This is a genomic window from Parapedobacter composti, from assembly GCF_900112315.1.
Classification (GTDB): Bacteria; Bacteroidota; Bacteroidia; order Sphingobacteriales; family Sphingobacteriaceae; genus Parapedobacter; species Parapedobacter composti.
The window spans coordinates 90,974-117,598 of sequence record NZ_FOLL01000010.1 but is presented as its reverse complement, the minus strand read 5'-3'; the positions used below and the strand labels follow the sequence as shown (position 1 = coordinate 117,598).

Annotated in this window: 24 protein-coding genes and 1 riboswitch; of the genes, 13 read left to right on the top strand and 11 right to left on the bottom strand. The window is 49.1% G+C overall.

The features are described 5' to 3' along the window. Positions 1-104 precede the first annotated feature (104 nt). Genes uxaC through BM030_RS11785 form a run of 3 tightly spaced genes read right to left on the bottom strand, consistent with a single transcriptional unit; the run spans position 105 to position 3,544 of the window. Positions 105-1,508 carry a glucuronate isomerase gene (gene uxaC / locus BM030_RS11795; protein WP_090973845.1) on the bottom strand — a complete coding sequence of 468 codons (1,404 nt, stop codon included), beginning with the start codon at positions 1,506-1,508 and terminating at the stop codon, positions 105-107. Between the two features lie 30 nt (positions 1,509-1,538). Then, positions 1,539-2,702: a mannonate dehydratase gene (gene uxuA, locus BM030_RS11790; protein WP_090973801.1), complete on the bottom strand. Its 1,164-nt coding sequence runs from the start codon at positions 2,700-2,702 to the stop codon at positions 1,539-1,541. A gap of 20 nt (positions 2,703-2,722) precedes the next feature. Further along, a complete protein-coding gene (locus BM030_RS11785) occupies positions 2,723-3,544 on the bottom strand; it encodes an SDR family oxidoreductase (protein ID WP_090973800.1) in 822 nt (273 codons plus the stop codon). Positions 3,545-3,794: 250 nt separating this feature from the next. Here BM030_RS11785 and BM030_RS11780 point away from each other — a divergent pair, with 250 nt between their 5' ends. The 3 genes from BM030_RS11780 to BM030_RS11770 all read left to right on the top strand — a co-directional run bounded on the left by BM030_RS11780 (position 3,795) and on the right by BM030_RS11770 (position 6,803). After that, complete coding sequence (locus tag BM030_RS11780) at positions 3,795-4,079, top strand: HU family DNA-binding protein (RefSeq protein WP_090973799.1); 285 nt, start codon at positions 3,795-3,797, stop codon at positions 4,077-4,079. A gap of 35 nt (positions 4,080-4,114) precedes the next feature. Beyond that, on the top strand, positions 4,115-4,948 hold the full coding sequence (locus BM030_RS11775; RefSeq protein WP_090973798.1) for a tetratricopeptide repeat protein: 834 nt from the start codon (positions 4,115-4,117) through the stop codon (positions 4,946-4,948). Positions 4,949-5,249: 301 nt separating this feature from the next. Further along, positions 5,250-6,803, top strand: coding sequence for an Rne/Rng family ribonuclease (locus BM030_RS11770; RefSeq protein ID WP_090973797.1), 1,554 nt, complete (start codon positions 5,250-5,252; stop codon positions 6,801-6,803). Positions 6,804-6,844: 41 nt separating this feature from the next. Here the strand turns inward: BM030_RS11770 and miaA are convergent, their stop codons facing one another. After that, positions 6,845-7,765, bottom strand: coding sequence for a tRNA (adenosine(37)-N6)-dimethylallyltransferase MiaA (gene miaA / locus BM030_RS11765; protein WP_244518895.1), 921 nt, complete (start codon positions 7,763-7,765; stop codon positions 6,845-6,847). A gap of 50 nt (positions 7,766-7,815) precedes the next feature. Further along, positions 7,816-8,613 (bottom strand): hypothetical protein, encoded by a 798-nt coding sequence (locus BM030_RS11760; protein WP_139215885.1) that lies wholly within the window; start codon positions 8,611-8,613, stop codon positions 7,816-7,818. An 86-nt stretch (positions 8,614-8,699) separates the two neighbouring features. On the opposite strand from BM030_RS11760, the gene BM030_RS11755 reads away from it, so the two are divergent. Genes BM030_RS11755 through radA form a run of 3 tightly spaced genes read left to right on the top strand, consistent with a single transcriptional unit; the run spans position 8,700 to position 13,033 of the window. After that, a complete protein-coding gene (locus BM030_RS11755) occupies positions 8,700-10,484 on the top strand; it encodes a serine hydrolase domain-containing protein (RefSeq protein WP_090973795.1) in 1,785 nt (594 codons plus the stop codon). Continuing rightward, a complete protein-coding gene (locus BM030_RS11750; RefSeq protein WP_244518893.1) occupies positions 10,481-11,650 on the top strand; it encodes a dipeptidase in 1,170 nt (389 codons plus the stop codon). Before BM030_RS11755 ends, BM030_RS11750 begins: the two co-directional genes overlap by 4 nt. Positions 11,651-11,653: 3 nt before the next feature. After that, positions 11,654-13,033: a DNA repair protein RadA gene (gene radA, locus BM030_RS11745; protein WP_090973794.1), complete on the top strand. Its 1,380-nt coding sequence runs from the start codon at positions 11,654-11,656 to the stop codon at positions 13,031-13,033. Positions 13,034-13,036: 3 nt separating this feature from the next. Here the strand turns inward: radA and BM030_RS11740 are convergent, their stop codons facing one another. From BM030_RS11740 to BM030_RS11720, 5 genes are all read right to left on the bottom strand, one after another. Next, the gene (locus tag BM030_RS11740) at positions 13,037-13,405 is read right to left on the bottom strand and encodes a YccF domain-containing protein (protein ID WP_090973793.1); all 369 of its coding nucleotides are present in this window, start codon (positions 13,403-13,405) and stop codon (positions 13,037-13,039) included. A gap of 1 nt (position 13,406) precedes the next feature. Beyond that, positions 13,407-14,795 (bottom strand): histidine--tRNA ligase, encoded by a 1,389-nt coding sequence (gene hisS / locus BM030_RS11735; protein WP_090973792.1) that lies wholly within the window; start codon positions 14,793-14,795, stop codon positions 13,407-13,409. A 48-nt stretch (positions 14,796-14,843) separates the two neighbouring features. After that, a complete protein-coding gene (rnc, locus tag BM030_RS11730) occupies positions 14,844-15,575 on the bottom strand; it encodes a ribonuclease III (RefSeq protein ID WP_090973791.1) in 732 nt (243 codons plus the stop codon). A gap of 65 nt (positions 15,576-15,640) precedes the next feature. Next, the gene (gene fabF, locus BM030_RS11725) at positions 15,641-16,894 is read right to left on the bottom strand and encodes a beta-ketoacyl-ACP synthase II (RefSeq protein ID WP_090973790.1); all 1,254 of its coding nucleotides are present in this window, start codon (positions 16,892-16,894) and stop codon (positions 15,641-15,643) included. Between the two features lie 27 nt (positions 16,895-16,921). After that, positions 16,922-17,158: an acyl carrier protein gene (locus tag BM030_RS11720; RefSeq protein ID WP_079717265.1), complete on the bottom strand. Its 237-nt coding sequence runs from the start codon at positions 17,156-17,158 to the stop codon at positions 16,922-16,924. Positions 17,159-17,440: 282 nt separating this feature from the next. Between BM030_RS11720 and BM030_RS11715 the strand changes: the two genes are divergently transcribed. From BM030_RS11715 to BM030_RS11705, 3 genes are all read left to right on the top strand, one after another. Further along, the gene (locus BM030_RS11715; RefSeq protein ID WP_090973789.1) at positions 17,441-17,860 is read left to right on the top strand and encodes an IPExxxVDY family protein; all 420 of its coding nucleotides are present in this window, start codon (positions 17,441-17,443) and stop codon (positions 17,858-17,860) included. Positions 17,861-17,965: 105 nt separating this feature from the next. Then, positions 17,966-19,396, top strand: a complete 1,431-nt coding sequence (gene pyk, locus BM030_RS11710; RefSeq protein ID WP_090973788.1) for a pyruvate kinase — start codon at positions 17,966-17,968, stop codon at positions 19,394-19,396. Positions 19,397-19,398: 2 nt separating this feature from the next. Continuing rightward, positions 19,399-20,130 carry a TylF/MycF/NovP-related O-methyltransferase gene (locus tag BM030_RS11705; protein WP_090973787.1) on the top strand — a complete coding sequence of 244 codons (732 nt, stop codon included), beginning with the start codon at positions 19,399-19,401 and terminating at the stop codon, positions 20,128-20,130. On the opposite strand, the gene BM030_RS11700 is transcribed toward BM030_RS11705, so the two are convergent. Next, on the bottom strand, positions 20,127-20,516 hold the full coding sequence (locus tag BM030_RS11700) for a hypothetical protein (RefSeq protein WP_090973786.1): 390 nt from the start codon (positions 20,514-20,516) through the stop codon (positions 20,127-20,129). The two genes, BM030_RS11705 and BM030_RS11700, sit on opposite strands and share 4 nt — an antisense overlap. A gap of 119 nt (positions 20,517-20,635) precedes the next feature. Here BM030_RS11700 and BM030_RS11695 point away from each other — a divergent pair, with 119 nt between their 5' ends. The 4 genes from BM030_RS11695 to trmD all read left to right on the top strand — a co-directional run bounded on the left by BM030_RS11695 (position 20,636) and on the right by trmD (position 26,511). Further along, complete coding sequence (locus BM030_RS11695) at positions 20,636-22,447, top strand: ATP-binding protein (protein WP_090973785.1); 1,812 nt, start codon at positions 20,636-20,638, stop codon at positions 22,445-22,447. A gap of 17 nt (positions 22,448-22,464) precedes the next feature. Beyond that, the gene (locus BM030_RS11690; protein WP_090973784.1) at positions 22,465-23,154 is read left to right on the top strand and encodes a response regulator transcription factor; all 690 of its coding nucleotides are present in this window, start codon (positions 22,465-22,467) and stop codon (positions 23,152-23,154) included. A gap of 52 nt (positions 23,155-23,206) precedes the next feature. After that, a riboswitch (SAM riboswitch) is annotated at positions 23,207-23,310 on the top strand. Positions 23,311-23,394: 84 nt separating this feature from the next. Further along, positions 23,395-25,716 (top strand): 5-methyltetrahydropteroyltriglutamate--homocysteine S-methyltransferase, encoded by a 2,322-nt coding sequence (gene metE / locus BM030_RS11685; RefSeq protein WP_090973783.1) that lies wholly within the window; start codon positions 23,395-23,397, stop codon positions 25,714-25,716. A gap of 117 nt (positions 25,717-25,833) precedes the next feature. Beyond that, entirely contained in the window at positions 25,834-26,511 is a 678-nt protein-coding gene (trmD, locus tag BM030_RS11680) for a tRNA (guanosine(37)-N1)-methyltransferase TrmD (protein ID WP_090973782.1), read from the top strand. Positions 26,512-26,625 lie beyond the last annotated feature (114 nt).

Genomic DNA, 26,625 nt, shown 5'->3' with positions numbered 1-26,625 from the left:
GTGAAGATTTTCATCGCTTGTCCTTTTTTTATGATAGGACGGCCTATAGCGGACTGGAGGTCGCCGTGAACGGTAGGGCCGCCGGAAAGTCAGCGGCCCAGTCGTTAGTATTCAAAATATCCTTTGGCATTGTGGTAACAAATATCCTGGATGATTTTGCCGGTCCACTGGATGTCATCCGGTATAAGCCCCCGGTTGATGTCTTCAGCAAAAAGGCTGCAGAGCAGTCTTCTGAAATAATCGTGGCGAGAGTAGGAGAGAAAGCTCCTTGAATCCGTAAGCATGCCCACAAAACAGCTGATCAGCCCGATATTCGATAATGTATTCAACTGTTGGGTCATGCCGTCTAATTGATCCAGAAACCACCAGCCAGAGCCGAATTGCATTTTTCCTTTGATTCCCTCGGCTTGGAAATTTCCCATCATGGCTGCAAATACGGCATTGTCCGACGGGTTCAGGTTATACACAATGGTCTTGGCCAATCGGTCCTCTTCTTCCAGCGCATTGAAAAACCGCTGCATGCTTACTGCCTGCCGGAAATCGCCGATGGAATCATAACCGGTATCAGGGCCGAGCTCGCGCAATTTCCGGTTATTGGTGTTGCGTAGCGGGCCAAGATGGAATTGCTGCACCCAGCCCTTATCGTGATACAGCTTGCACAGCTCAGACAGAACCACATAAGTGAACGCTTCTTCATGCTCGGCAGCGAGGCGGTCGTTGCCATCGAGCACTTGTTTGAATACCTCATCCAAAGAAACGGCCGACGTACCAGCCTCCGGCAGATGACTCAAGCCATGATCCGCGATGCGGCAACCGTGGGCATGGAAGTAATACAGCCGCTTCCATAGGGCATCCAACAAAGTATCCAGATCAACAATAGCGACGCCGCTGCTGGCTTCCAGCTTTCTGATATAGTGCCGGTATTGATCGCCTTTACTAAGTTGGAAGACCTTGTCCGGTCGAAACGAGGGCAACACCTTGGTCTCGAATCCCGACTGAGCGATGATCCGGTGGTGATTAAGGTCGTCAGTGGGGTCATCCGTGGTGCCTACCATTTCCACGTTGAAATGGCGCAGGAGCCCACGGGGTGAGAAGCCGGGTGTTTGCAATCGGGCCGAGGTATTATCGAAAATAGCATCAGCATTATCGGGCCCCAGCAATTCAGTAACGCCAAATGGGTTCTTTAGTTCCATGTGGGTCCAGTGGTATAACGGGTTCCGCAGCGTGTAAGGTACGGTTTCCGCCCATTTGCGGAATTTTTCCCGGTCATCCGCATCGCCGGTGATGTACTTTTCCGGAATGCCCAGCGCCCGCTGTGCCCGCCATTTGTAGTGGTCTCCAGCCAGCCAGATGTGTGTGATGTTATCGAAATAGGAATCGGCAGCCACCGTATCCGGCGGCAAATGCGAATGATAATCGATAATGGGCAACGCTTTGGCATAATCGTGATACAGCCGTTGGGCCACGTCGGTATGCAGTAGAAAGTTATCGTGAATAAAATAAGCCATATCCGTTTTATTGACCAGTGATGCCAAGTTTTATTGACCAGTGATGCCAAGTTCTAATCCGCGTAATTCTGCCAGCCCGCGAAGACGGCCAATAGCCGAATAACCGGGGGCGGTGGTCTTTTGGAGGTCATCCAGCATCTGATGACCATGGTCCGGCCGGAAGGGGATAGGTGTGTTGCGCCGTTGGTTCTCGGCTACCAGCGCCTTCATGACCGCGTACATATTTACATCGCCATCTAAGTGGTCAGCCTCGAAGAAGTTTCCCTGTGCGTCTTTCTTGACATTACGTAAGTGCACAAAATAAACGCGTTCCTTCACGGCGTCAAAAATAGCCGGAATATCGTTGGTCATGCCAGCGCCCAGCGATCCGGTGCAGAAACAAATGCCATTGAATGGCCTGTCCAGTTCGCGGATAATGTAAAGCAAATCTTCCTTATTACTGGCTATCCGGGGCAGGCCCAAAATCGGATCAGGCGGGTCGTCAGGGTGAATGGTCATGCGGATGCCGTGCTCTTCGCAAACATCGGCAATGGATGACAAAAACCAGATTAGGTTTTTACGTAAGCCGTCAAAACCGATATCGGCGTACTCGCGGATGCTTTCGCGAAGTTCATCCAGTTCAGTGCTCCGTTCGCCAGGAATACCCATCAGGATATTGGTGTTCAACAAAGCGATCTGATCGTCCGTATAACTTTCATACCGTCTTTGGGCTTCGGCTTTGACGTCGTCGGGGTAGTCCCGCTCGGCGCCCTCGCGCTTCAGTACAAACAAATCAAAGACAGCTAAATCGTTCCAATTGAAATACAGCGCTTTGGAGCCGTCTTTCATTTCTAAATCAAGTTGGGTGCGTGTCCAGTCCAGTACGGGCATAAAATTATAGCAAATCGTCTTAATACCCTCCTGGGCAAGGTTTCGTAGGGTTTGCCTGTAATTTTCCAGGTAACGCTGCGCATCTGCCCTTCGGGTTTTAATAGCTTCATGCACAGGCACGCTTTCCACCACGCTCCACCTAAGCCCCGCTGCCTCAATATCGGTTTTACGTTCACGGATATCATCCACGGGCCAAACCTCGCCATGCGGAATATGATGAAGAGCGGTTACGATACCGGTCGCTCCGGCTTGTTTAATGTCTTGTAAAGATACCGTGTCGGCAGGGCCGTACCACCGCCAGGTCTGTTCAAGTTTCTTTGTCATTATTCTTTATGCTTTTTATTTTAAACCCCGCTCCATGCATTGAAACCGCCATCTACCAGGATAGTTTCTCCAGATACGAAGCCAGAAGCGTCACTCAGTAAAAATATCAGCGTGCCAGTCAGTTCCTGTGGGGCGCCTAGCCTGCCGTAAGCCGTATTGTTTACGAAGCGTTGCGCGCGGTCGGTATACGATCCGTCCGGATTGGTAAGCAGCGTCCGGTTCTGTTCGGTTAGGAACACACCGGGAGCGATGGCGTTTACGCGTATCTTGTCACCGTATCGCTGAGCAAGCTCCACCGCCATCCATTTGGTATAACCTTCAATAGCGCATTTAGCCATATTGTAGCCAAGCACACGGGTGATGGCCTGTTGTGCAGCCAATGAAGATATATTTACAATGGAGCCTTTGCCTTTTTCGGCAATCACCCGTCCAAAAACATGCGTAGGAATAACGGTTCCGAAAAGGTTGAGTTCCACGGCTTTTTTGGTGTCTTCTATCTTAGCCTCAAACAGATTTTGATCAGGGCCTATCGTTGCCCCAGGGATGTTGCCCCCCGCAGCATTTACCAAACCATCTATGGTGCCCCATGCGGCTAAAATCTGTTCTTTTGCCCGCTGTACGGCAGCTTCATCCAATACATCGGTAATAACGGCCATGGCCGTTCCACCGTTGGATTTGATTGCCTCTACACGAGCGTGGGCCCGTTCCTCATTACGGCCTAATACGGCCACCTTTGCTCCTGCAGCCGCAGTCGCCAAAGCAAATGATTCCCCCAATACCCCGGTAGCTCCTGTAATCACTACTACCTTGCCAGCTAAAGAAAATTGCTGTATTCCATCCATAAGTAAAAAATAAGGTCTATACTGTATTTTGAATCCCCAATATTAACAAAATGGGCTGAACCTTAACGACTTTTTAGAAATTATCTACGAAAACGTTGTAGCCATTTTTGATGGGAAACGCAGGGAACACATTCATTTACAAAAATTTAACAATTTTATTTTAAGATATCGTTTTAAAGCGATACTTTTGCATCCCCAACATCGGAAGGGCTTACGTGTTGAAAAATAATTATTTACAAAAAATATAGATATGACTAAAGCAGAAATTATCGCAGAGATCTCCAACAAAACCGGATTGGAGAAAGTGGATGTCCAAGAAACGGTTGAAGCTTTTTTCAAAGTTGTAAAGAACGCAATGATTGGGGGTGAAAACGTATACGTAAGAGGATTCGGTAGTTTTGTGGTAAAAAAACGAGCAGAAAAAACAGCACGCAACATTTCAAAAAATACGGCAATCATAATCCCCGCGCATTACGTACCCACCTTTAAACCGGCCAAAACATTTGTTGAGAAGGTAAAGGCAGGCAATAAATAATTTCTGCTTTATTGCAAAGCAAGCAGCAACCCATCATGCAGCAACGGACCAAACAGATTATCGCTATTACAACTACCATCGCGCTGATGGGGTTCCTTTTAGCGCAGCCTATAAAAGGTTTGGTCAACGAAGATAAGAACGCAGCAACGGATGCTCACGCAACATCACAGGCCACCTTTGAGCTGATGTCGCAGCAGGCCAAACAAGGGCTGAATCCGCAGATTATCGGTGAAATTTCGACAATAGAATCGAAATTGACAAAGGCTTCCGGAGCAGAGAAAGTAGCTCTCCTCCAACAACTCGCCTCCAAATGGGACGATGTAAATAAACCTGCACCCCTTGGCTTTGTTTATGAGGAACTCGCCAAGCTCGAGCCTCAATTTGAGTATTGGTTTAAAGCAGGTGATGCTTATCGTGCTGCCTATACCAATCTTCGAGATACCGCATTGGTGCGGGAACTCAACAGTTACGCGATTAATGCATACCAGAACGCATTGAAGTATAATGCAGATGATTTGGATGCAAAAACAGGCTTAGGTAGTGCCTATGTAACGGGCACGGACAATCCCATGCAAGGAATTGCACTTCTTCAGGAAGTTGTAAAAGCAGATCCCTCACATGTAGAGGCAAACAAGAGCTTAGGTTTGTTTTCCATGCAATCACGGCAGTTTGACCGTGCTATAGACCGTTTCAAAACGGTAATTGAACAACAGCCAGACGCAGAATCTTATTTTTACCTCGCAACGAGTTACGAAAACATTGGGTTGAAACGCGAAGCGATAGCCGCTTTTGAAAAAAGCCGGGATTTAGCCGCAGATCCAACCCTCACCCAATTCATCAATCGTAAAATCGATGAGTTGAGTAAATAAATTAATTCAATCATTCATTAAAAAAATTAAGCTATGCCAAGCGGAAAAAAGAGAAAAAGACACAAAATGGCTACCCACAAACGTAAAAAGCGTTTAAGAAAAAACAGGCATAAGAAAAAATAGTTCAGGCCTGTACAGCCCGCTTCCGGAATGGGGTATATAAATGAGCGTGTTTCCACCATCGAACTCTGCCCCAAATGAACACTTGCCGGAAGATTTTGGGTGTTTGTTAAACGTATTTTATTGTTTCATTCAGAGCAGCGGTTGTTTCAAATCGCCTGCTTTGTAAAAAAAGTAGCTGTTGGTAAAGGAGTTAATCATCGATTCAACTCCCGAAAAGGGAGTTACTATCGCTTTACTACAGGACAAACAGCTTGTAGAGCTCAATAAAGAGCCCGCCAACAACAATTATGCTGTAGGTGATATCTACTTAGGTAGGATAAAGAAGATAATGCCGGGCCTGAATGCCGCGTTCGTGGATGTCGGTTATTCTAAGGACGCATTCTTGCATTATCTGGACTTAGGCCCCCAGGTACAGTCGCTCATCAAGCTCACCAAGGTAGTAAAGAATGGCAGTTACAAAGAGAAACTGCTCGATAGTTTAAAGTTAGAAAAGGATATCAACAAAGCGGGTAAAATTTCCGAAGTATTATCCCGCAACATGTTGTTGCCTGTACAGATTGCCAAAGAGCCTATATCTACTAAAGGCCCCAGGTTAAGTTCGGATTTATCCATCGCTGGAAGGTATGTGGTATTGGTGCCGTTTTCGAGTGCCGTTTCCATATCCAAGCGCATCAAAGGTAATGCCGAACGGAGTCGGCTCAAGAAAATAGTCGAGAGTATTAAGCCGGCCAACTTCGGCGTTATCATCCGCACGGTTTCGGAAGGAAAGGGCGTTGCAGAACTGCAAAAGGATTTGCTGGATCTGATTTCCAAATGGGAGGTATTTACCAGCCGATTGCGTTCCGCTGAACCTACTCAAAAGGTACTTGGCGAAATGGATCGCACCTCCACCATTCTGCGAGACATCCTCACCGATGAATTTTCACACATCTATGTCAATGATCAAGCCATCTTTGATGAGACCCGGTCATACGTGCAGGAGATCTCGCCAGACCTGGAGAAAATAGTTAAATTATATAAGCACAAAGAGCCTATTTTTGAGCACTTCGGCATTGAGCGCCAGATCAAGGCTGCGTTTGGCAAGACGGTAAACCTGCATGGCGGAGCCTACCTGGTTATCGAACATACAGAGGCGTTGCATGTTATCGATGTAAACAGCGGCAATCGTACCGCCAATAAAGATACGCAGGAGGAGAACGCCTTGCAGGTCAACAAAGAAGCTGCCAAGGAAATTGCACGCCAACTGCGGCTACGTGATATGGGGGGCATCGTGGTCATCGATTTTATCGATATGCATAAACCTGCGAGCCGTAAGGAGCTGCATACTTACCTTAAGCAATGCATGGCCAATGACCGAGCGCGTCATACCATTTTGCCGCCCAGTAAATTCGGGCTGGTGCAGATCACCCGGCAGCGCGTACGGCCAGAAATGACTATTGTTACCAATGAGAAGTGTCCGGCCTGCGGCGGTACTGGTGAAATCCGTTCCAGCATCGTACTGATGGACGATATCGAGAACAACCTGAGCTTTATCCTCCAGGAACAGAATGAGCGGAGCATTACACTATGTGTGCATCCCTATATCTATGCTTACGTCAAATCCGGAATCATTTCCCGACGGTTGAAATGGTTTTTCAAATTCGGGCGATGGATAAGGGTAAAACCAGTGTCTTCTTATTACCTGACGGAATTCCATTTCTTCAATGGCAAAGAGGTTGAAATAAAGTTATAAGCAAATCAGGGGGGTGTACACCTACCTCCTGATTTGCTTTGTCATTGTTGGCTTATCAAAATTTCTTCAACCATCTCGCTAAGGGTTCCGGTTTTCAGCCAATGTATCGGTATCCCGTCTTTCTCCATCTTTCTGAAATAGGTCATCTGCCGTTTCGCGAAGCGGTGTATTTCGGTATTTAAGCGGGCAAAGAATACTTCGTAACTCAGCTCGCCCAACACGTACTGTGTGGCATATTTATATTCCAGCCCATAGTATATCAATTTTTCGGCAGGGATGCCTTTTTCCAGTAGCGCTTCCACTTCTTTCAGTAACCCGTCATCAAGCCGTTGCTGAAGCCGGGCGGTAATGCGCTGCCGCCGCAGTTCAACCGGAGGGTTAATGCCGAAAAGCGTGGCCCTTATGGGGTGGTCCGAGTGGACGGGAAGCGGATTTGACCGGTACCATGCTGCAATTTCGATGGCCCGTATAAGCCGCTTATGCGTACTGGTATCGGCACTAAAATCTGGAGGGAGGGACAGCTGGGCTAATTGTTCCCGCAGTGTTTGCAGCGGTACCTGCGCAAGCGCAGCGCGTAGCACCGGGTTTACCGGCACCGCGGCGTAGTTAAAACCCTGTACTACGGCTTGGATATACATTCCTGTGCCGCCACAAAGAATCGGCTGCTTACCCTGGGCCCAGATGGCGTCAAAAGCCTGCTGGAAATCTTCCCTGTACCGCGCTACATGATAACTTTCTCCAGCCTCTACAACATCAATGAGATAATGAGGAATGTTGTCATATGCTCCGAGGTCTTTCCCTGTGCCCAAATCCATGCCTTTATATACTTGCCGTGAATCAGCACTGATGACGGCCCCATTCAGGCGTTTCGCAAGCTCCACGGCCAACTGCGTTTTCCCGGAAGCCGTAGGGCCGAGAATAACCAATAGCCGCTGCTGAGAAACCAAGTCCATCTTATCCATCAAAGTCTGCCCAATATAATTAAAATATTTTCGACAGGGTAGCTCACCCCTTAGGTCTTCACCAGTTTGATACTGCCGTTATTGTATAGTGGTACAAAGCCGGATCGATGTCTTTCATCAGCGCTTTTGGCACGTATTTCAAGGGGCAAAGTATGCTCGTAATAGCGTTCCATGGTCCGGGTGTTTATCCAGAAGCATTGCGGTTCCGTCTCGCCGACGGCAACGAAGCCCATTTTGCGATAGCTGGAACCATCGGACCAATCTTTATCAGCATACGTCATGATATCCCCCGGGTGGAAATCTTGCTGAAAGGTTTTGATCAGCTTGCTGAAACCGCCTACCACATGTATGCCCTGTTTATGGCAAAACCGGAGCAGTTCATACGAACGGTACGGTGCCGGCTTGGCTTCCATTTTCCGGCCACCGCTGAATATGGCAACAGACACCAGCACACCCCCGTGAAATAACCCGTAACGGTATTTGCCAGGAAGTGCCACCTGGAGGTGATGTTCCTGTTGAAAGGCCATAGCTGCAGGCTTGTCAATACGGGCCGCTACGGTCTTCCGTGCGTGGATGCGTTGTGCCCGGCCGGCAAGGGCGGCAATGCGGTTAAGTATCAGGCCTGCGCGTCTGATCCATTGGTCTTCATCCAGGTGAATGTTTCGGCCTCCTTTTGTGTTGGGCAGGCGCTTTGCCGCACCGCAGGGATAGTATAAGATGCGTATAGGCAATTCATCGGTCCACAGTAAACGGATGTCTCCCATGCATCTTTCCTCGTGGAAGCTAACCTGTAGCTTATTTTGTAGAGCGGTATAGAACGAGTCGAAAGCGCTATGGGCAGCAGGCATAATAACGAGGATATAAAGGGCAAAAATCAATAAAATTTTCTGGAGGCAGCCATTTTTTGCGTAAATATTAGCGATATTCGTCAGGTATGAAAAAGATTTCTTTCCTGATTGGCATAATGTTCATCGGTTGGTGCGGAAGCCTTACGGCGGGCATGCAGACTTCGGGGACCAATCAGACGGTTTTATTGAATAATCAAACTCGTCTGATCCCGCTAAGGAGCTTGGACAACCGTAAAATAGCGTGCCTCACCGATCTCGATCCATCACTTGCTGCGGCATTTGCCGATCAACTGGCGCGGTATGCGCCGGTTAAGGCATTGGCCATTCCTGCAGGGAATGAGACATTTTTAGGTCTGGATGAAGACTTGAAATTTTTTAACACGTTGATTATCGGTGTGGATGGTACAGATCTGAATAGCCAGCGCTTGGTGCAGTTTATCAGCGCTAAAGCGATAGGCAAACAGGTGGTATTGGTCGTTTTTGGCCCCGGAGCGGCGCTTGGAAAGCTGGATTTTGTTCATTTTCCAATATTATGGAGTTCCCAAACCACCGTAAATGCGGCAAGGAATGCTGCGATGGCTGTGTTCGGAGGGGTAGCCTGTACGGCGCGGTTACCCCAATCGTTCTCTGCACGGTACGCCACAGGTGCGGGCTTCACTACTGAACAAACGCGACTGGCATATGCAGACGCCTCGGTTTTCGGCATTGATGCCAAGCGTCTGGAAAACCGGATAGATGCCATTGCCCAGGAGGCTATCCGTGAGCGGGCTGCCCCGGGCATGGTGGTGATGGTGGCCAAGAGTGGCAAAGTGATTTTCGAGAAAGCCTATGGCCACCATACTTATGAACGGCATACACCCACCACGGTGTCGGATATTTTTGACTTGGCGTCAATTACCAAGATAGCGGCTACCACGCCTACTGTCATGAGATTAGCCGAACGCGGTGTCATTAACCTTGACAGTACGATGGGATATTACCTCTTACAGGCCCGAGAGACCAATAAAAACCGTACTAAGTTAAGGGATGTGATGCTTCATGAGGCTGGTTTTATTCCATATATACCGTTTTACCGCGATCTGAACCCGGGCGATCTGAGTCGGGATTCTTCTGCAACACATGCGGTGAAGGTAGCTGACAACTGTTATATCCGCACCGGATATTATCAGGACGTCATGTGGCCTATAATGTTAAACTCCAAGCTCAATGCTCCCGGTTCGTATGTATACAGTGATATCAGTATGTACGTAATGAAAGAGGTCGCAGAACACCAGACGGGTATCCCCATTCAAGATTATATCCAGCGGGAATTTTACCTTCCATTGGGCATGCAAACGGCGGGTTACCTTCCGCGGCAGCGTTTCCCGAAGCTGCGTATTGTACCTACGGAAGACGACAAAATTTTCCGGAAAACTTTGCTACAAGGGTATGTACATGATCAGGGCGCGGCCATGGCTGGCGGTATTGCGGGCCATGCGGGGTTGTTTGCTACGGCCAATGACCTGGCCATCTATGGGCAACTGCTGCTCAACCGGGGCACGTATGGGGGCGAGCGCTACTTCAAGCCGGAAACCGTCGATATGTTTACCTCCAAACAATCAGCTACCAGCCGGCGTGGCTTAGGTTTCGATCGCCGTGATCCGGATACCAACAAAGAATATCCTTCGAAGCTGGCGTCTGAAGCAACTTTCGGTCATACCGGTTATACGGGCACTTGCATTTGGATAGATCCCAAAGAGCAGCTTACCTATATCTTCCTTTCTAATCGGGTACATCCAGAGGTTAGCACCAAGCTGCATGAACTGAATGTACGCAGCCGGATACAGGATACAATATATGAGGCAATCCGTGAAGCAAGTCAATCGAAATGATGCGTTACCTGACATTTCCGGCCAGCTGTTGTATTGCCCTGCTGTGGATGTCTCCGGTGTACGGACAGGATGCCCGGCGCATCCATGAGCAAGCCATTGTGGTGGATAGCCATAATGACGTGCTGTACCAATCGGTCATGCGTGGTAAAGATATCGGCCAGCGCATTAACTCAGGGCACACAGATTTACCTCGTATCAAGGCGGGAGGAATAGACGTGCAGGTCTTTGCGGTCTGGTGTAACGAAAAGTATGGCAAGGGTACTGCTTTTGCACATGCCAACAAGCAGATAGACGGACTGATGAAAGTGATTAGCCGCTATCCGGATGATATCATGTTGGCTACAGACGCTGTCAGTGCCCGGCAGATTGCGGAACAGGGTAAGATCGCTGCTATCATCGGTATAGAGGGCGGCCATATGATTGAGGCACGGATTGATTATCTTGATAGTTTATTTAAGCGAGGTGCTCGTTACCTTACCCTCACATGGAACAACAGTGTGGAATGGGCGACTTCCGCTACGGATGAAACACGGAAGCCCAATACATTGAAACATAAAGGGCTCACCGACTTCGGGAGGCAGGTGGTGCGTCGGATGAACGAGCTGGGTATGATGATTGATCTGTCCCACGTTGGCAGGCAAACATTCTTCGATGTGATGGAAATTACTACCAAGCCGGTTATCGTGTCGCATAGCAATGCCTACGCGTTGATGGCGCACCCGCGCAACTTGCATGACGATCAGATAAAAGCAGTGGCCAAAAACGGAGGGGTCATCTGTCTTAACTTCTATTCGGGTTTTCTGGACCCCATGCATTACACCAAAATCAATAGGTTTTATGCCAAGTACGTTACTGCAAATGACAGTGTCAAACGCTCCAGCGATGCTAAGTATGATCGCCTCCCTGCAGTGGCAAAAGAGCAACTGAGGCCGCCGTTGTCGCTCTTGCTAGACCACATTGATTATATGGTTAAACAGGCCGGTATAGACCATGTGGGTATCGGCAGTGATTTTGATGGAATTAATGCTACGCCCAAAGGGCTGGACGATTGCAGCGACTTCCCTAAAATTACAGAAGGCTTGCTCACGCGGGGATATACCGAACCACAGATCCGGAAAATATTAGGCGAAAATATGCTGCGGGTGATGGCCGCACAGAAGAACTGAACCATGGCCAAAACAAAGATAACCTATTTCTGCCAAAGTTGCGGATACGAATCACCCAAATGGCTCGGTAAATGCCCGTCATGCAATGCTTGGAACACCTTTGTAGAAGAGGTGGTAGAACGCGCCGCCGCCCGCGCACCGGATTGGCAGACATCGGCGGATGTCTCGAAGCGCACCAATAAGGCTGCCGCCATACAAGACATCGAACATGCGGCAGAAAGCCGGATGACAACGCCCGACGGAGAACTTAACCGGGTATTGGGAGGAGGTATTGTCCCCGGCTCGCTGGTACTCATCGGCGGTGAGCCGGGCATCGGCAAATCTACATTGATGTTGCAGCTCGCGCTTAACATGCCGGGCGTGAAAACACTTTACATTTCCGGTGAAGAGAGCGAGCAACAGCTCAAGATGCGGGCCGAGCGGCTTACCGGGCCGGCCAGTGCTGATTGCTTTATCCTTACCGAAACATCCATGTCCAACATCTTTACACAGGTAGCGGCCGTCGGCCCGGGGTTATTGGTCATTGATTCCATCCAAACCCTATATTCCGCGCAGTTAGATGCCGCACCGGGCAGCGTTTCCCAGGTACGTGAGTGCACGGCCCAGTTGCTGCGTTTCGCTAAAGAAACAGCAGTGCCGGTATTCATTGTGGGGCATATTACCAAAGACGGAGCCATAGCGGGGCCTAAGGTGCTGGAGCATATGGTGGATACGGTGCTTCAGTTCGAGGGCGATAGGCATCACGTATACCGCATCCTGCGCGCCGTAAAAAACAGGTTTGGCTCCGCTTCAGAGCTTGGAATTTATGAAATGCAGGGAACCGGGTTGCGTGAGGTAAGCAATCCTTCGGAGATTCTGCTGTCGCAGCGCGAAGAACAGATGAGCGGCGTCGCCATCGCGGCCATGCTGGAAGGCATGCGCCCCATGCTTATCGAAGTACAGGCGCTGGTGGGTAATTCAGCTTATGGTACACCCCAGCGCTCATCCACCGGCTTTGATACGCGGCGCATGAACATGCTGCTTGCCGTGCTCGAAAAACGTTTCGGATTCCGGTTGAGCGCGCAGGACGTGTTTCTTAATATCGCGGGTGGTTTGCGGGTAGAAGACCCCGCCATCGATTTGGCGGTTATTATCGCCATTATCTCTTCTCAGCAGGATATTGGTGTAGCGCCAACTGCAGCGTTCGCAGGTGAAGTAGGCCTGTCTGGCGAAATTCGGGCCGTCAATCGTGTTGAGCAGCGTATCGCGGAAGCAGAGAAGCTTGGTTTTGAAACCATCTACATTTCCAGATATAACACTAAAGGATTGGACAACAGCAAACATCGCATCCGTGTCGTTCCCGTAGCACGCGTTGAGGAAGTGTTTCAGGCAATCTTTGGATAGGCCTTAGCTTACCGACTTGCCAAAGGGCGTAAAAGCCAGTGCCATCAGCTTGAAATGCTGCCGGCCAAAGGGAATGCCGATAATCGTAATGCAAAGCAGCAGTCCGAAGACAAGGTGTGTAAGTGCCACCCATATTCCTCCGAATACAATCCAAAGGATATTCATCAGCGTATACAGGCACCCCGTGCTTGACGGGCGGTTGGTCACTACCGTACCGAATGGGACCAAAGAAGCCACAGCCAACTTGAAAAGTTGTATCCCGAACGGTATGCCCACAATGGTCAGGCAGAGTACCAGTCCGCCAATAAGGTATTGCAGGCAAATAAGAAATCCGCCGAAAATAATCCAAATGAGGTTGCCAAGAAGGTTCATATCAAGATTCGGTTAAGTGCGCAATGAGATTCGCTTCAGTCAGCCGTCGCTGTTCGCCGCTCCGCATGTCTTTAAGCGATAGTAGTCCGCTCTGGATTTCGTCTTCACCGATGAGCAGGACGTAAGGAATCCGCTTGGCGTCGGCATATGACAGCTGTTTCTTCAGTTTGGCCGCAGTGGGGTATAACTCGGCCGCCACCCCTGCATTGCGTAGTTTATACAGCAAGGGTAGTGCATACAGTTCTGCTAATTTGTCAAAATTGCTGATCAACACCTGCGTAGACTGCCTTGTGCCGGCAGGGAAAAGCGATAATTCTTCCAACACGTCATAGATGCGGTCCGCTCCGAACGAGACACCTACACCTGTAAGCCCTTTGAGCCCAAACATCCCCGTCAAGTCATCGTAGCGGCCACCTCCACCAATGCTGCCCATAGTTACCTCATTGGTCTTCACCTCAAAGATGCAGCCCGTATAATAGTTGAGTCCACGGGCCAGGGTAATATCCACGTCTACAAAACGGTTCAGCAACGCAACATCACCCGTCAGTCTTTCCACATACCCCATAACGGTTTCCAGCTCTTCGATACCCAGCAATCCGGTAGCAGATGGTTCAAGTACCCGTTTCAGCTGCCGGATTTTGTCAATGTTGTCGCCTTGTAGTTGAATGATAGGTTGCAGTTTTTTTAAGTCATCCACCGAAAACCCGCGGTCGAGCAGTTCGGTAATGACACCGTCGAGGCCGATTTTATCGAGCTTGTCGATAGCAACGGTCATCGCCACGATAAGTTCCGGTTTGCCGAGCACTTCGGCGATTCCCGTCAGGATTTTCCGGTTGTTAAGCTTAATGGTAAAGTCCGTCAGTCCGAGGTTTGTCAATGCCTCGTGGTAGATAAGGATAAATTCCGCCTCATGGAGTAAGCTATCCGAGCCCACTACGTCCACATCACACTGGTAAAATTCGCGATAACGCCCCCGCTGGGGCCGATCGGCCCGCCATACCGGCTGTATTTGGAAACGCTTAAAGGGCAGCGTTATTTCATGTTGGCGCATCACTACATACCGGGCAAACGGTACGGTCAGGTCATACCGCAGGGCCTTTTCGGAAATGTGAGGAATTAGCTGTACAGAAGCCCGCTCTTCCAGCATATTCCCCGGCACCTTTGCAAGGTATTCGCCGGAGTTAAGTATTTTGAAGATCAGCTTATCTCCTTCGTCCCCATATTTACCGGTAAGGGTCTGCAGATTTTCAAATGCAGGGGTTTGTATCTCTTGGTATCCGTACTTTGCAAAGACCTGTTTTATCGTGTCAAAGATATAATTGCGCTTTTCCATTTCCGCCGGTGAGAAATCGCGCGTGCCTTTTGCCAATGATGGTTTAATCGTTGCCATGCCGCAAAGGTAAGCATCGGAACTTAGAAGTGCATTATGGTGCGCGCTTTAAAGCACATTTAACGCCTCGCAAGCCTTTTCGGCAGCGATTTTTTCCGCGCTCTTTTTATTATAGTCGCGGCCCGTACCATACACCTCGCCGTCAATTACAGCATCAATGGTGAAAATTTTCATACTGTCGCCTTCTGCATTTTCGGTCTGCACGAAGCTTATCTCCTTGCCGGCTTGCTGGCACCACTCAATGAGGCGGCTTTTGAAATTGGTTTCAGTCTGTTCCAGTAATTGGATGTCTACATGGGGCTTGATAATACGGCCTATCAGGAAATTACGGGTAAAAACATATCCCTTGTCAAGGTAAATGGCCCCAATGAGTGCTTCAAAAGCGTCCCCCAGCAGCGATCCCTGCTTACTGGGATAATTGATCATGCGGGTATCATACTGGATGAGTTCATTGAGCCCAAGCTTTCGGGAAAGCTGGTTGAGGTGGGCACGGCTCACAATTTTTGAGCGCATTTCCGTGAGAAATCCTTCGCCCTTGTAGGGATATTTCTTAAAGAGTAGTTCGGCCACCACCGATCCCAGTACAGCGTCGCCCAGAAATTCCAGCCGTTCATTGCTGTTCTTGATGCCATCTTTCACAGGTACGGCTACTGATTTATGGCGGAAGGCCAGTTGGTAGAGGTGTATATTCCCCGGAACGAAGCCCAGTAGATTTCTCAACGCCCTTACATAGCGGCGGTTGGATGAAAAGTACAGCTTGTAAATCCTTGAAATAGGCATCTGATTGTTACGTAAAACTAAGCATGCAAAGGGGAGGTTCCCCTTTGCAGCCAATGCCTTCCAACCTACGCTTCAAATTTTTTAAAAATAACCGTGGCATTGTGTCCACCAAAACCGAAGGTGTTGCTCATAGCAGCATACACGCCCCGTTTTTGCGCTTTATTGAATGTGAAGTTTAGTTTCGGATCGAGGTTTGGATCATCCGTGAAGTGATTGATCGTCGGGGGTACGATGTCGTTTTGCACCGCCAGTATGGAAGCGATGGACTCCACCGCACCAGCGGCACCGAGCAGGTGCCCCGTCATGGATTTCGTAGAGCTGATGTTAAGCGCATAGGCATGCTGCCCAAACAACTCTAGGATGGCCGTGATTTCACTTGGATCCCCCACGGGGGTAGATGTTCCGTGCACATTGATATAATCAATGTCTTCGTTTTTCAGCCGTGCGTCCGTCAGGGCGTTGGTCATCGCCAATCGGGCGCCGAGGCCTTCAGGATGAGATGCGGTAATGTGGTATGCATCGGCGCTCATTCCGCCGCCTACTAATTCGGCATAAATCTTAGCCCCGCGCGCTTGTGCATGCTCAAGGCTTTCCAGTACGATGGCACCTCCGCCTTCTCCCGCCACAAATCCATCCCGATCTTTATCAAAAGGCCGCGATGCCGTCTGTGGGTCATCATTTCGGGTAGATAGTGCATGCATCGCATTGAAGCCGCCGATGCCGGCTTCGTTGATGATGGCTTCGGAACCGCCGGTAATAATCACATCGGCAAATCCGGTGCGGATATAGTTCAACGAGTCAATCAGCGCATGGGTAGACGAAGCGCAGGCAGAAACCGTAGAAAAGTTCGGCCCGCGTAGGCCATGCCGCATAGAGATATGCCCCGGGGCGATATCCAGAATCATTTTTGGGATGAAAAAGGGGTTAAACCGGGGTGTTCCGTCACCCTTGGCAAAATTGCTCACCTCATCCAAAAAAGTCTTCAAGCCACCGATACCAGACCCCCAAATCACACCGATGCGGTTGGTATTCAGTTTATCAAATGCAAGCGACGCATCGGCAATCGCTTCATCTGTAACGGCTATTGCATAATGTACAAATGGATCTACCTTACGGGCCTCTTTGCGCTCCATGAAATCTTCGGCATTGAACCCCTTAACCTCACAGGCAAAGCGGGTCTTGAATTTCGAAGCGTCAAACTTCGTGATAGGAGCAGCGCCGCTTACCCCTTTGATTAGGTTGTCCCAGAATTCCGGGACAGTATTTCCTATAGGAGTAAGCGCACCTAACCCTGTTACTACTACTCTTTTAAGCTCCATTTATTATGATTAGCCTAATGAACTTAGTTAGTTAACGTTTTTTTCTAAATAAGCGATTGCTTGTCCTACCGTGCTGATGGTTTCAGCCTGGTCATCGGGAATAGCTACGTTGAATTCTTTTTCAAACTCCATGATCAATTCCACCGTGTCGAGCGAGTCGGCACCCAAATCATTGGTGAAAGAAGCCTCGGGGGTTACTTCGTTTTCGTCTACACCCAGCTTTTCAACGATAATTGCTTTAACTCTTGATGCGATATCAGACATGATTCTATAGTTTAATTGTTTAATAAATCTGTGCAAAGAAAAATAAATTTCGGCAAATAGTAAAACGTTTTTGATTTTTGAGGCCTTCCGCCCACTTAGCAATTGAAAAATACTTATAGTTTTTATGTCAGTGATTTAGCGCAATCCTCGGAAGTCCGCTCACGGGTACTTCGCTGATGGCCACCTTCCAACTCCAATTCCGTTACCTTTTTATTATCTTTCGTATAATTGTAATGCTATTCTTTTTGTTTTTGTAATATTGCGCTGAATATAGGAAATACTTTGAATAAAGTTACACTAAAATACGAATTAGACCTTGATTTCACCCTTGTTGCCATAACGTCTTCACTTAGGGATTATCGGCTGTGCCATTTCATCAATAAGGCCACGCGGCGGAACTTCACTAAGATTGACGATCACGAAGTCTGGTTGCCTCCTTTGGGCTGGGCGTATTTCAGCAGGTATGCAGATTTCTCCACCGCTACCGATACCGAATATTATCTTCTGGCAAATAAAGGAACGGACGGAGGGATTCTCGTCCCGGAAATGCGCCACTCGGATTACTTCTTGCTGATAAAAAATTTTATAGACGATGAAGACCTTGCTTTTCTCCAGGACGGCATCGCGAGCATTGCGGAAGTGGTGGTCGCAACGGAAATCTCCCCGCAAAAATTGAAATCCAAAGAAAATCTAATATTTTAGCGCCATGTTTCAGCAAAGTGTATCAATCACACTATATTGGTTTTGTTGGAACAATCATTGTCAGTACCATAAGGTAAATAGAAGTAAAACAAACAACACGATATAATGGAAAAGGTTCAGAAGCGAACTAAAATAGTAGCGACATTAGGCCCTGCCTCGGCCAACAAAGAGGTGTTAACCAGCATGATTGCCAAAGGGGTAGACGTATGCCGCCTCAACTTTTCTCATGGTAGTCAGGAAGACCACTTGAAAGTGATCCATACCATCCGTGAAATCAATGCAGAGTACCATACCAACATCGGTATCTTGGCCGATTTGCAGGGGCCCAAGATCCGTATCGGTAAAATGAAAGAGGGAGGGGCAGTTTTGTTGAACGGCGCGCAGGTAGAGATTACCACCAAAGAGCTTATCGGTGACGAAAGCCGTGTCTACATTACCTATGAGAATTTTCCGAAGGACGTTCGTGAGGGTGAAATCATCTTATTGGACGACGGAAAAATACAGTTACGGGTACTGCGTTCAAACCAGCAGGATACCGTTTGGTGCCAAGTGGTACATGGAGGGGTCCTCACTTCCCGTAAGGGAGTAAACCTCCCCAACACAAAGGTGTCCATCCCCAGCCTCACGGAGGAAGATCTGAACAACCTTCATTTTGTGCTTGAGCATGATGTAGAATGGATAGGGATGTCGTTCGTGCGGACGGCTGATGATATCGTAAAGCTCAAAGAAGCTATCCGGGCCAAAGGCAAATCGGCCCGCGTAATCGCTAAGATTGAAAAACCTGAAGCCATTGAAAACATAGATGCTATCATTGCCGCTACGGATGGCATCATGGTGGCCCGGGGAGACCTCGGGGTAGAAATGCCCATGGAGGATGTGCCCGTGCTTCAAAAGATGATTGTCAGCAAATGCCGCAGCGCGGCTAAACCGGTCATCATCGCCACACAGATGTTGGAGAGCATGATTACGACACCCCGTCCTACACGGGCAGAGGTAAATGACGTAGCCAACTCCGTGCTGGATGGTGCGGATGCGGTAATGCTCAGCGGCGAAACATCGGTCGGCGAATTCCCGGAAATCGTTATTGAAACCATGAGTAAGATTATTGTCCACGTAGAACGGACGTCTTATCCTTATTACAGCCTGAAAAAGACCGTGCATGGCAACGAATCAATGATTCCTGATGCGATATGTGGGTCTTCGGTGTATCTCGCCGAAAAAACCAATGCGTCGGCGATTGTGGCGATGACGTACTCCGGTTACACCGCTTTTGAGATATCAAGCTATCGTCCGGACGCCAATATTTACATTTTTACAGGAAATCAGGTGCTGCTCAATACGCTCAGTTTACTTTGGGGCGTAAAAACGTTTTTCTATGACAAGTTCGAGAGCACCGACGGCAGTATACATGATGTCAATTCCCTGCTGAAAGCCAAAAAATTGGTTCAATCGGGGCAGATAGTCATTAATACGGCATCTACCCCTTTGCACAAAAAGGGAAAAACCAATACCATCAAGGTTACTGAAATGGAATAAATATGGCTATACGTGCTGTTGCCGACCGGCTACTCACCACCGCCCGGCGCTGGTGGTACACCATTACTGATAAAGAGCGAGCGGCAGTGTTGCGCGTAAAAAAGGAGCATTTGACGTATCTCGGAACGGCTGATTTGCTCAACCTCTATGAAACGGTTAAAGCGGTAGAGCGCGACCGGGTTGATGGGCTTTTTATCGAGGCGGGATGCGCGCTGGGCGGCTCGGCCATCGTCATCGGTCGCGCCAAACGTCCTGATCGTGAATTTCGGGTATACGACGCGTTCGGCATGATTCCGCCTCCATCAGATAAAGATGATGCCGATGTACACGCCCGCTATGACGAAATCAAAAGCGGCCGATCGAAAGGCCTCGGCAACAATACATATTATGGCTATACGGAAAACCTCCAGCAGGTGGTGTCGGCCAACCTGGCCGGACACGGCGTGCCTGCTGAACCGAACCGGATTAAATTAATCAAAGGGTATTTCGAAGATACTTTATATATAACCGAACCGGTTGCCTTTGCACATATTGACTGTGATTGGTATACGTCTGTGATGAGCTGCCTTGTTCAAATTGAACCGAATCTGGCTCATAATGGCAGGATAGTTTTTGACGATTACTATGACTGGTCAGGTTGCCGGAATGCTGTAGACGAATATTTCCGCGACAAAAACGGATACGAGTTTATCAAAAAGGGCAGAAAACTCCACGTCAGAAAGACAGGGTCCTAACGGTTATTGTTCATCGTATCCGGTTTAATTTTAATTCGGAACGGCTCGGCTTTCTTCTGCTGTGGCAGAAACTCCAGTGGTTTTCGTGACGTACTGTCCGATTGCGGTATCTTAACCAAAGGGCTCCGGTAAAGGTTTGGCATGGGTACGCAATTATCGCCTCGGTATGCATTCGGCATTTCAACACACCCGTCGCCCCGGTACGCATTGGGCATGGGAGCGGTAGGAAACGCTTGTAAGCCATGCTGCTTGGGGGCAACTGCTGTGCTGTCTGCAAGTCGGCTTGCCGTTGCCGAAACGCGGGTCTCTTGCGGGCGTTTATCCGCCGGACCGTCAACTGTTGCGTTCAGGCCTAAGGCACTGAACACGATGAAAAGCCCTTTCATTGTTCAATAAATCAGTGTCAAACAAAAATAGTAAAAACCTTGCAATGCACGGTTTTATCTCTGTTAAAATATGTTAAAACCCTACATTTTGCTGCGTAGCTTGTGTATTTTTGTGAGAGATGAAGCATCGAAGCATTGGACTGATTATCGGGTTAATGACGGTTGCCCTGTTGGGTGTGATGGCCATGCAGTACTTTTTTATCAGACAGTCTTATGTGCTGAAAGCGCAGCTGTTTGATGAATCCGTAAAAGCAGCACTTCACATGGTAGCCGCCAAGGCCGAGAAGAAGGAAGTGGAGCAACTGGCCCGCACACAGCGTCAAAACAAGGAAAAGCTGGAACGTGAGCAGCGCAGGCTGGAGGAGCAGCTCCGGCTAAAAACAGAAATCGAACAATTGCGAGAAAGACAGTCTGAATTCTATGTGGCTTTTAAACGGCAGGAAGAGGCATTGCATGCGCAATACCCGTTTGTGCTGCCCATTGAAAATAATGCATTTTACGAAACCTATATCAACGATGCCCGCTATCGCCACCTGGTCCGGGTTAACTTTCAGTCTAACGAAGTGGTCGACGGTGGATACCACCGAAGCGACAACTCGGTAGGGCTTTATGCGATCCGGCAGGTGCCTCTGCGCAAAGCTAAAGACGATAGTGTGCGCTATTTCATCCCCCTTGGCCCGGCAACCTACGGCTCTACGGATCTCAACTACGCGATCAAGGCACTGCCGCCACGCAAAGATTTGAAACTCAACGATGATATTGCTCGTAAGGAAAAGCAGCTTAAACTGCTGCAAGCGAGCACCCTGTTGGATACCATTGCCATTATCAGCGGTAAAAATCCCCGAATCATAGAAGATTTCGCAGCGGAAATCGAGTTATATAAACTTCCGCTGAACCAGCGCGTCAACGCTACCTATATCAAAAAGGAGTTGGAAAAAGAACTGGTGGCCCGCGGTATCCGGTCGCCATTCAATCTCGAAATCCGCGATGGTAATAGCATGCTGTATTCCATGGCCAATTTCGCGAGTGAGGAGCCTTCGCCGGCAAACGTTTACACCACAGAGCTCTTCCGTGCAGACGACCGTGGGGCCGCTGGCAGGCTATCCGTATATTTCCCTAATAAAAACAATATCATAATGGGCAATATGGCGGTGATGATGTTTTCCTCCGTAGCGCTGTTGCTGGTGCTGATTGGTTGTTTTGCTTACACCATCTTCACCATACTCCGCCAGAAGAAGATCTCAGAGATGAAAACAGATTTCATCAACAACATGACGCACGAGTTTAAAACGCCTGTCGCCACGATTATGATTGCCAGCGAATCACTGAAAGATCCGGAGATAGCATCAGACCAATCCCGCGCGGCACGCCTGGCCAACATCATTTACGATGAAAACGTGCGCCTCGGTAACCATATCGAGCGTGTGTTGAATATAGCTCGGCTCGAAAAGGGCAATCTCAAATTGGATCACCAAGACGTCAATATCAATGACTTGGCTCAAGCGGTGGTAGACAGTATGGAACTTCAGTTACAGAAAAACAATGCACGGGTGACCATGCAGCTTGATGCCGCTGACGACCGCGTAGTAGGTGATGAATTGCACTTATCAAATGTGCTGTTCAACTTGGTGGATAATGCGATTAAGTACAGTCCCGAAAATCCGGATATCACCATCAAGACCCGGAATACGCATAAACACATTGTTGTCAGCGTCGCGGATAAGGGCATCGGGATGAGTCGGGATCAGCTATCCAAAATCTTTGACCAGTTCTATCGCATCCCCACCGGTAATCGGCATGACGTTAAGGGGTTCGGCTTAGGGCTGAGTTATGTAAATGATATCGTCAAACGGTTCGGCGGTAGAATACAGGTCAGAAGTGAAAAAGACAGGGGGACAACATTTGAAGTTATGTTGCCGCTCAAAGGATAGGATACTACTATTATATTATGAAAATTCTACTGGCAGAAGACGACCCCAATCTCGGCGATATTTTGAAGGATTACCTTGAATTGAAAGGTAAGTTCGACGTCACGCTTTGTAAAGACGGAGATGAGGCAATACGGCAATTCAATAAGGAGCAATACGATCTCTGCATTCTTGACGTTATGATGCCCCGGAAAGACGGTTTTACCTTAGGCAAGGAAATCCGTAAAGTCAACGCGGATATACCTATTATTTTCGCCACAGCGAAAGGCATGATGGAAGATAAGACCGAAGCATTCGGTCTCGGGGGTGATGATTACATCACCAAGCCGTTCCGTGTGGAAGAATTGTTGCTCCGCATCAACGCGTTGCTGAAACGGGCCTCACGCGGAAAACAGGGAGAAGAAGCTTTCCCTGAGAAGTTCCAGATAGGTGATTATCATTTTGATTACGTTGCCCAACAGATTAGCCATAAGGGGCAACAGCAAAAGCTGTCCACCAAGGAGGCTGAATTGCTGCGCTTGCTCTGTATCAAGAAAAATGATGTGCTTACCCGTGAAGAGGCGCTGCTCAAAATCTGGAACGATGACAATTATTTCAACGGCCGCAGCATGGACGTCTTTTTGAGCAAACTGCGCAAATACCTGCGCGACGATCCGAAAGTAGAAATCGTCAATGTCCACGGCAAAGGTTATAAACTGCTGGTAAGCTGAATATCTTTCCAAAAAATTTGCACTTTTTAGAATTTATCCCGACCTTAGCCGCCGCTTATGGAGAAAGGCAGAGGGAATGGACCCTGTGAAGCCTTAGCAACCTGTCACCAGACAAGGTGCTAAATTCTACCCGTCGGCAGGCGGGAAAAATAAGCAGACACAACTCACCCTTGTGCCCTCTCCCCAAAGCAAGCAATAAAACAGTGGTGTTGTAAATTATCATACTTTATTTATATCCTCATGTTAAAAACCAATAATTTGGGTTATCCGCGTATCGGAGCCTTACGCGAACTTAAAAAGGCTAATGAAGCCTATTGGGCGAAAAAGATTGGGCAAAGGGAGCTGCTGGAAGCGGCACGCATTATCCGAGAGAATAATTGGAAGACCCAGCGGGAAGCAGGCATCAACCTGATTCCTTCCAATGACTTTTCGTTCTACGATCAGGTGCTTGACCTTACGCTTACCGTGGGCGCAATTCCCACACGTTATCATGGATTCACTTTGGAAGGGCCGTCATCCTACAACCTGGATCTATATTTCGCCATGGCCCGCGGCTTCCAGCAAGAAGGCCTTGACGTAACGGCCATGGAAATGACCAAGTGGTTCGATACCAATTACCACTATATCGTTCCTGAATTTGTAAAAGATCAGCAATTCAGCCTTACCTCAGAAAAGGTAATCAACGAATTTAACGAGGCCAAGCAGTTAGGCATCATTACCAAGCCCGTGCTGATCGGCCCGATAACTTACCTGCTGTTGGGTAAAGAGAAAGCGTCTGGCTTCCATCGCCTTGATCTGATTGACCGTTTGCTGCCGGTATATGAAGAAATTCTCGGTAAACTCGCCGCGGCTGGCGCGGAATGGGTGCAGCTTGACGAACCGTTCCTTGCGCTGGATATCGATGACCGCACCCGCCAACTCTACCAGCGTGTATACAGCCGCCTTGCGGCCGCAGCCGAAGGTCTTAAATTGTCGGTCACTACCTATTTTGAATCGCTTCGTGAAAATGCAGAAACAGCACTGGCCCTGCCGGTGCAGGCGCTGCACATTGATTTGGTCCGCGGTGAAAAGCAACTTGCCGAAATCCTGCCGGCCGTGCCGGCGGGCCTAACGCTCTCATTGGGCGTCGTAGATGGCCGTAACATCTGGAAGAACGATTACGAAACTGCACTCCAGCAAATCAAGTTGGCTGTGGATGCACTCGGGTCAGAGCGCGTGTGGGTTGCACCCTCGTGTTCCCTGCTTCATGTTCCGTTTGATCTAGACTTGGAAGACAACGAACAATCGCTTCCCGCTGAAGTGAAAAACTGGTTGGCTTTCGCCAAACAGAAACTCGCCGAGGTGACCGATTTGGCAAGGCTGGCCGCCGGTGAGGCAGACGCCGCTACACAAGCGCGTTTTGAGGCCAATAAAGCGGCTCAGCAAAGCCGCCGCACCTCCAGGCTGATACACCGCGATGAGGTAAAAGCACGCGTTAAGGGCATCACAGATGATGACGCTACGCGCACAAGCCCCTTCCCCGCCCGCAAGGCAAAGCAACAAGCACGGTTTAACCTGCCCGCCTTTGCTACCACCACCATCGGTTCGTTCCCGCAAACACGCGATGTCCGTAAGTGGCGTGCCGACTTGAAGAAGGGGGTTATCACCCAGGATGAGTATGATCAGTTCATCGCGGAAGAAACCGAACGCACCATTCGCCTGCAGGAAGAATTGGATATTGATGTGCTGGTACACGGCGAGTTTGAACGCAATGACATGGTGGAATATTTCGGCGAGCAACTCTCGGGATATGCCTTCACCAAAAACGGATGGGTTCAATCTTACGGCTCGCGTTGCGTGAAGCCCCCCATTATCTACGGTGATGTGAGCCGTCCCGCAGACATGACCGTACGTTGGTCCGCCTACGCACAGTCGCTGACCAATCGTCCTGTCAAGGGCATGCTCACCGGGCCCGTTACTATCTTGCAATGGTCGTTTGTGCGCAACGACCAGCCACGTTCTGAAACAACCTACCAAATTGCACTCGCTATCTTGGATGAGGTGCAGGCGTTGGAAAAAGCGGGCATCAAAATTATCCAGATTGATGAACCTGCCATCCGAGAAGGGCTTCCGCTGCGTAAGGCAGATCATAAAGCATACCTTGATTGGGCAGTGCGTGCGTTCCGTGTGTCTTCATCCAATGTAGAAGACGATACGCAAATCCATACGCATATGTGCTATTCCGAGTTTAACGATATCATTGAACACATCGCCGCCATGGATGCCGATGTGATTACCATTGAGACCTCTCGTTCACAGATGGAACTGCTTGATGCGTTTGCGGATTTCAACTATCCGAACGATATTGGTCCGGGGGTATATGACATCCACTCCCCACGCGTACCCAACAAAGAAGAGATGGTCAAACTACTGGAAAAAGCGAAAGCGGTTATTCCCGCCGGGCAGTTATGGGTAAATCCCGATTGCGGCTTGAAAACCCGCGCATGGCCGGAAACCAAGGCGGCGCTGGAAGCCATGGTAGATGCCGCTAAGACGCTCCGCGGCGTAGCCGAAGCGGTATAACGTTTATGCGATTAGTGTACTAACCCCGGCTGCTGTGCTCAGCAGCCGGGTTTTTTTTAAGGGCATCCGCAGTCCGCTATTCCCGTCACCGGTCACAAAAAAGCCTATCTTTGTCCCATGCGATTTGATATCATTACCGTGCTTCCGGGGTTGTTGGAAAGCCCCTTTGCGCATTCCATCCTGCAACGCGCCCAGAAAAAGGGGCTGTGCGAGATCGTGGTGCACAACCTTCGCGATTATGCAGATAACAAACACAAAAGTGTGGATGATTATCCCTATGGAGGTGGGAGCGGGATGGTGATGCAGGTTGCTCCTTTCGCCGCGTGTATCGAAAAGCTGCAGGCCGAACGTCACTATGACGAGATTATTTTCATGACACCCGATGGCGAGACGCTCAATCAGTCAATCGCCAACCACCTGTCTACCAAGGGCAACATGATCATTCTGTGCGGACATTATAAGGGCATCGACCAGCGTATCCGTGATATCTACGTTACCCGAGAACTGTCCATAGGCGATTACGTGCTTTCCGGAGGCGAATTGCCAGCGGCGGTGCTGGTAGATGCAGTGGTCAGGCTTGTCCCCGGCGTGCTTTCCGATGAAACATCTGCGCTTTCCGATTCTTTTCAGGGTGGTTTGCTGGATGCGCCGGTATATACCCGGCCGGCCGATTGGCGGGGGCATAAAGTGCCAGATGTGCTGCTCAGCGGCAATGAAGCGGCCATTAATCAATGGCGCGATGAACAGGCCATTGCCCGTACCAAAGATCGCCGCCCAGACTTGCTGGATGAGTAAAGTGGAGTGCTGCGGAAAAAAATTTGTTTAATCAGATTTTTTTATAAATTTGCGGTGTATGTTGATAATGAAGTTCCGCATCGATTCGTGGTGGTGGCTCGGCAAATGTAACGT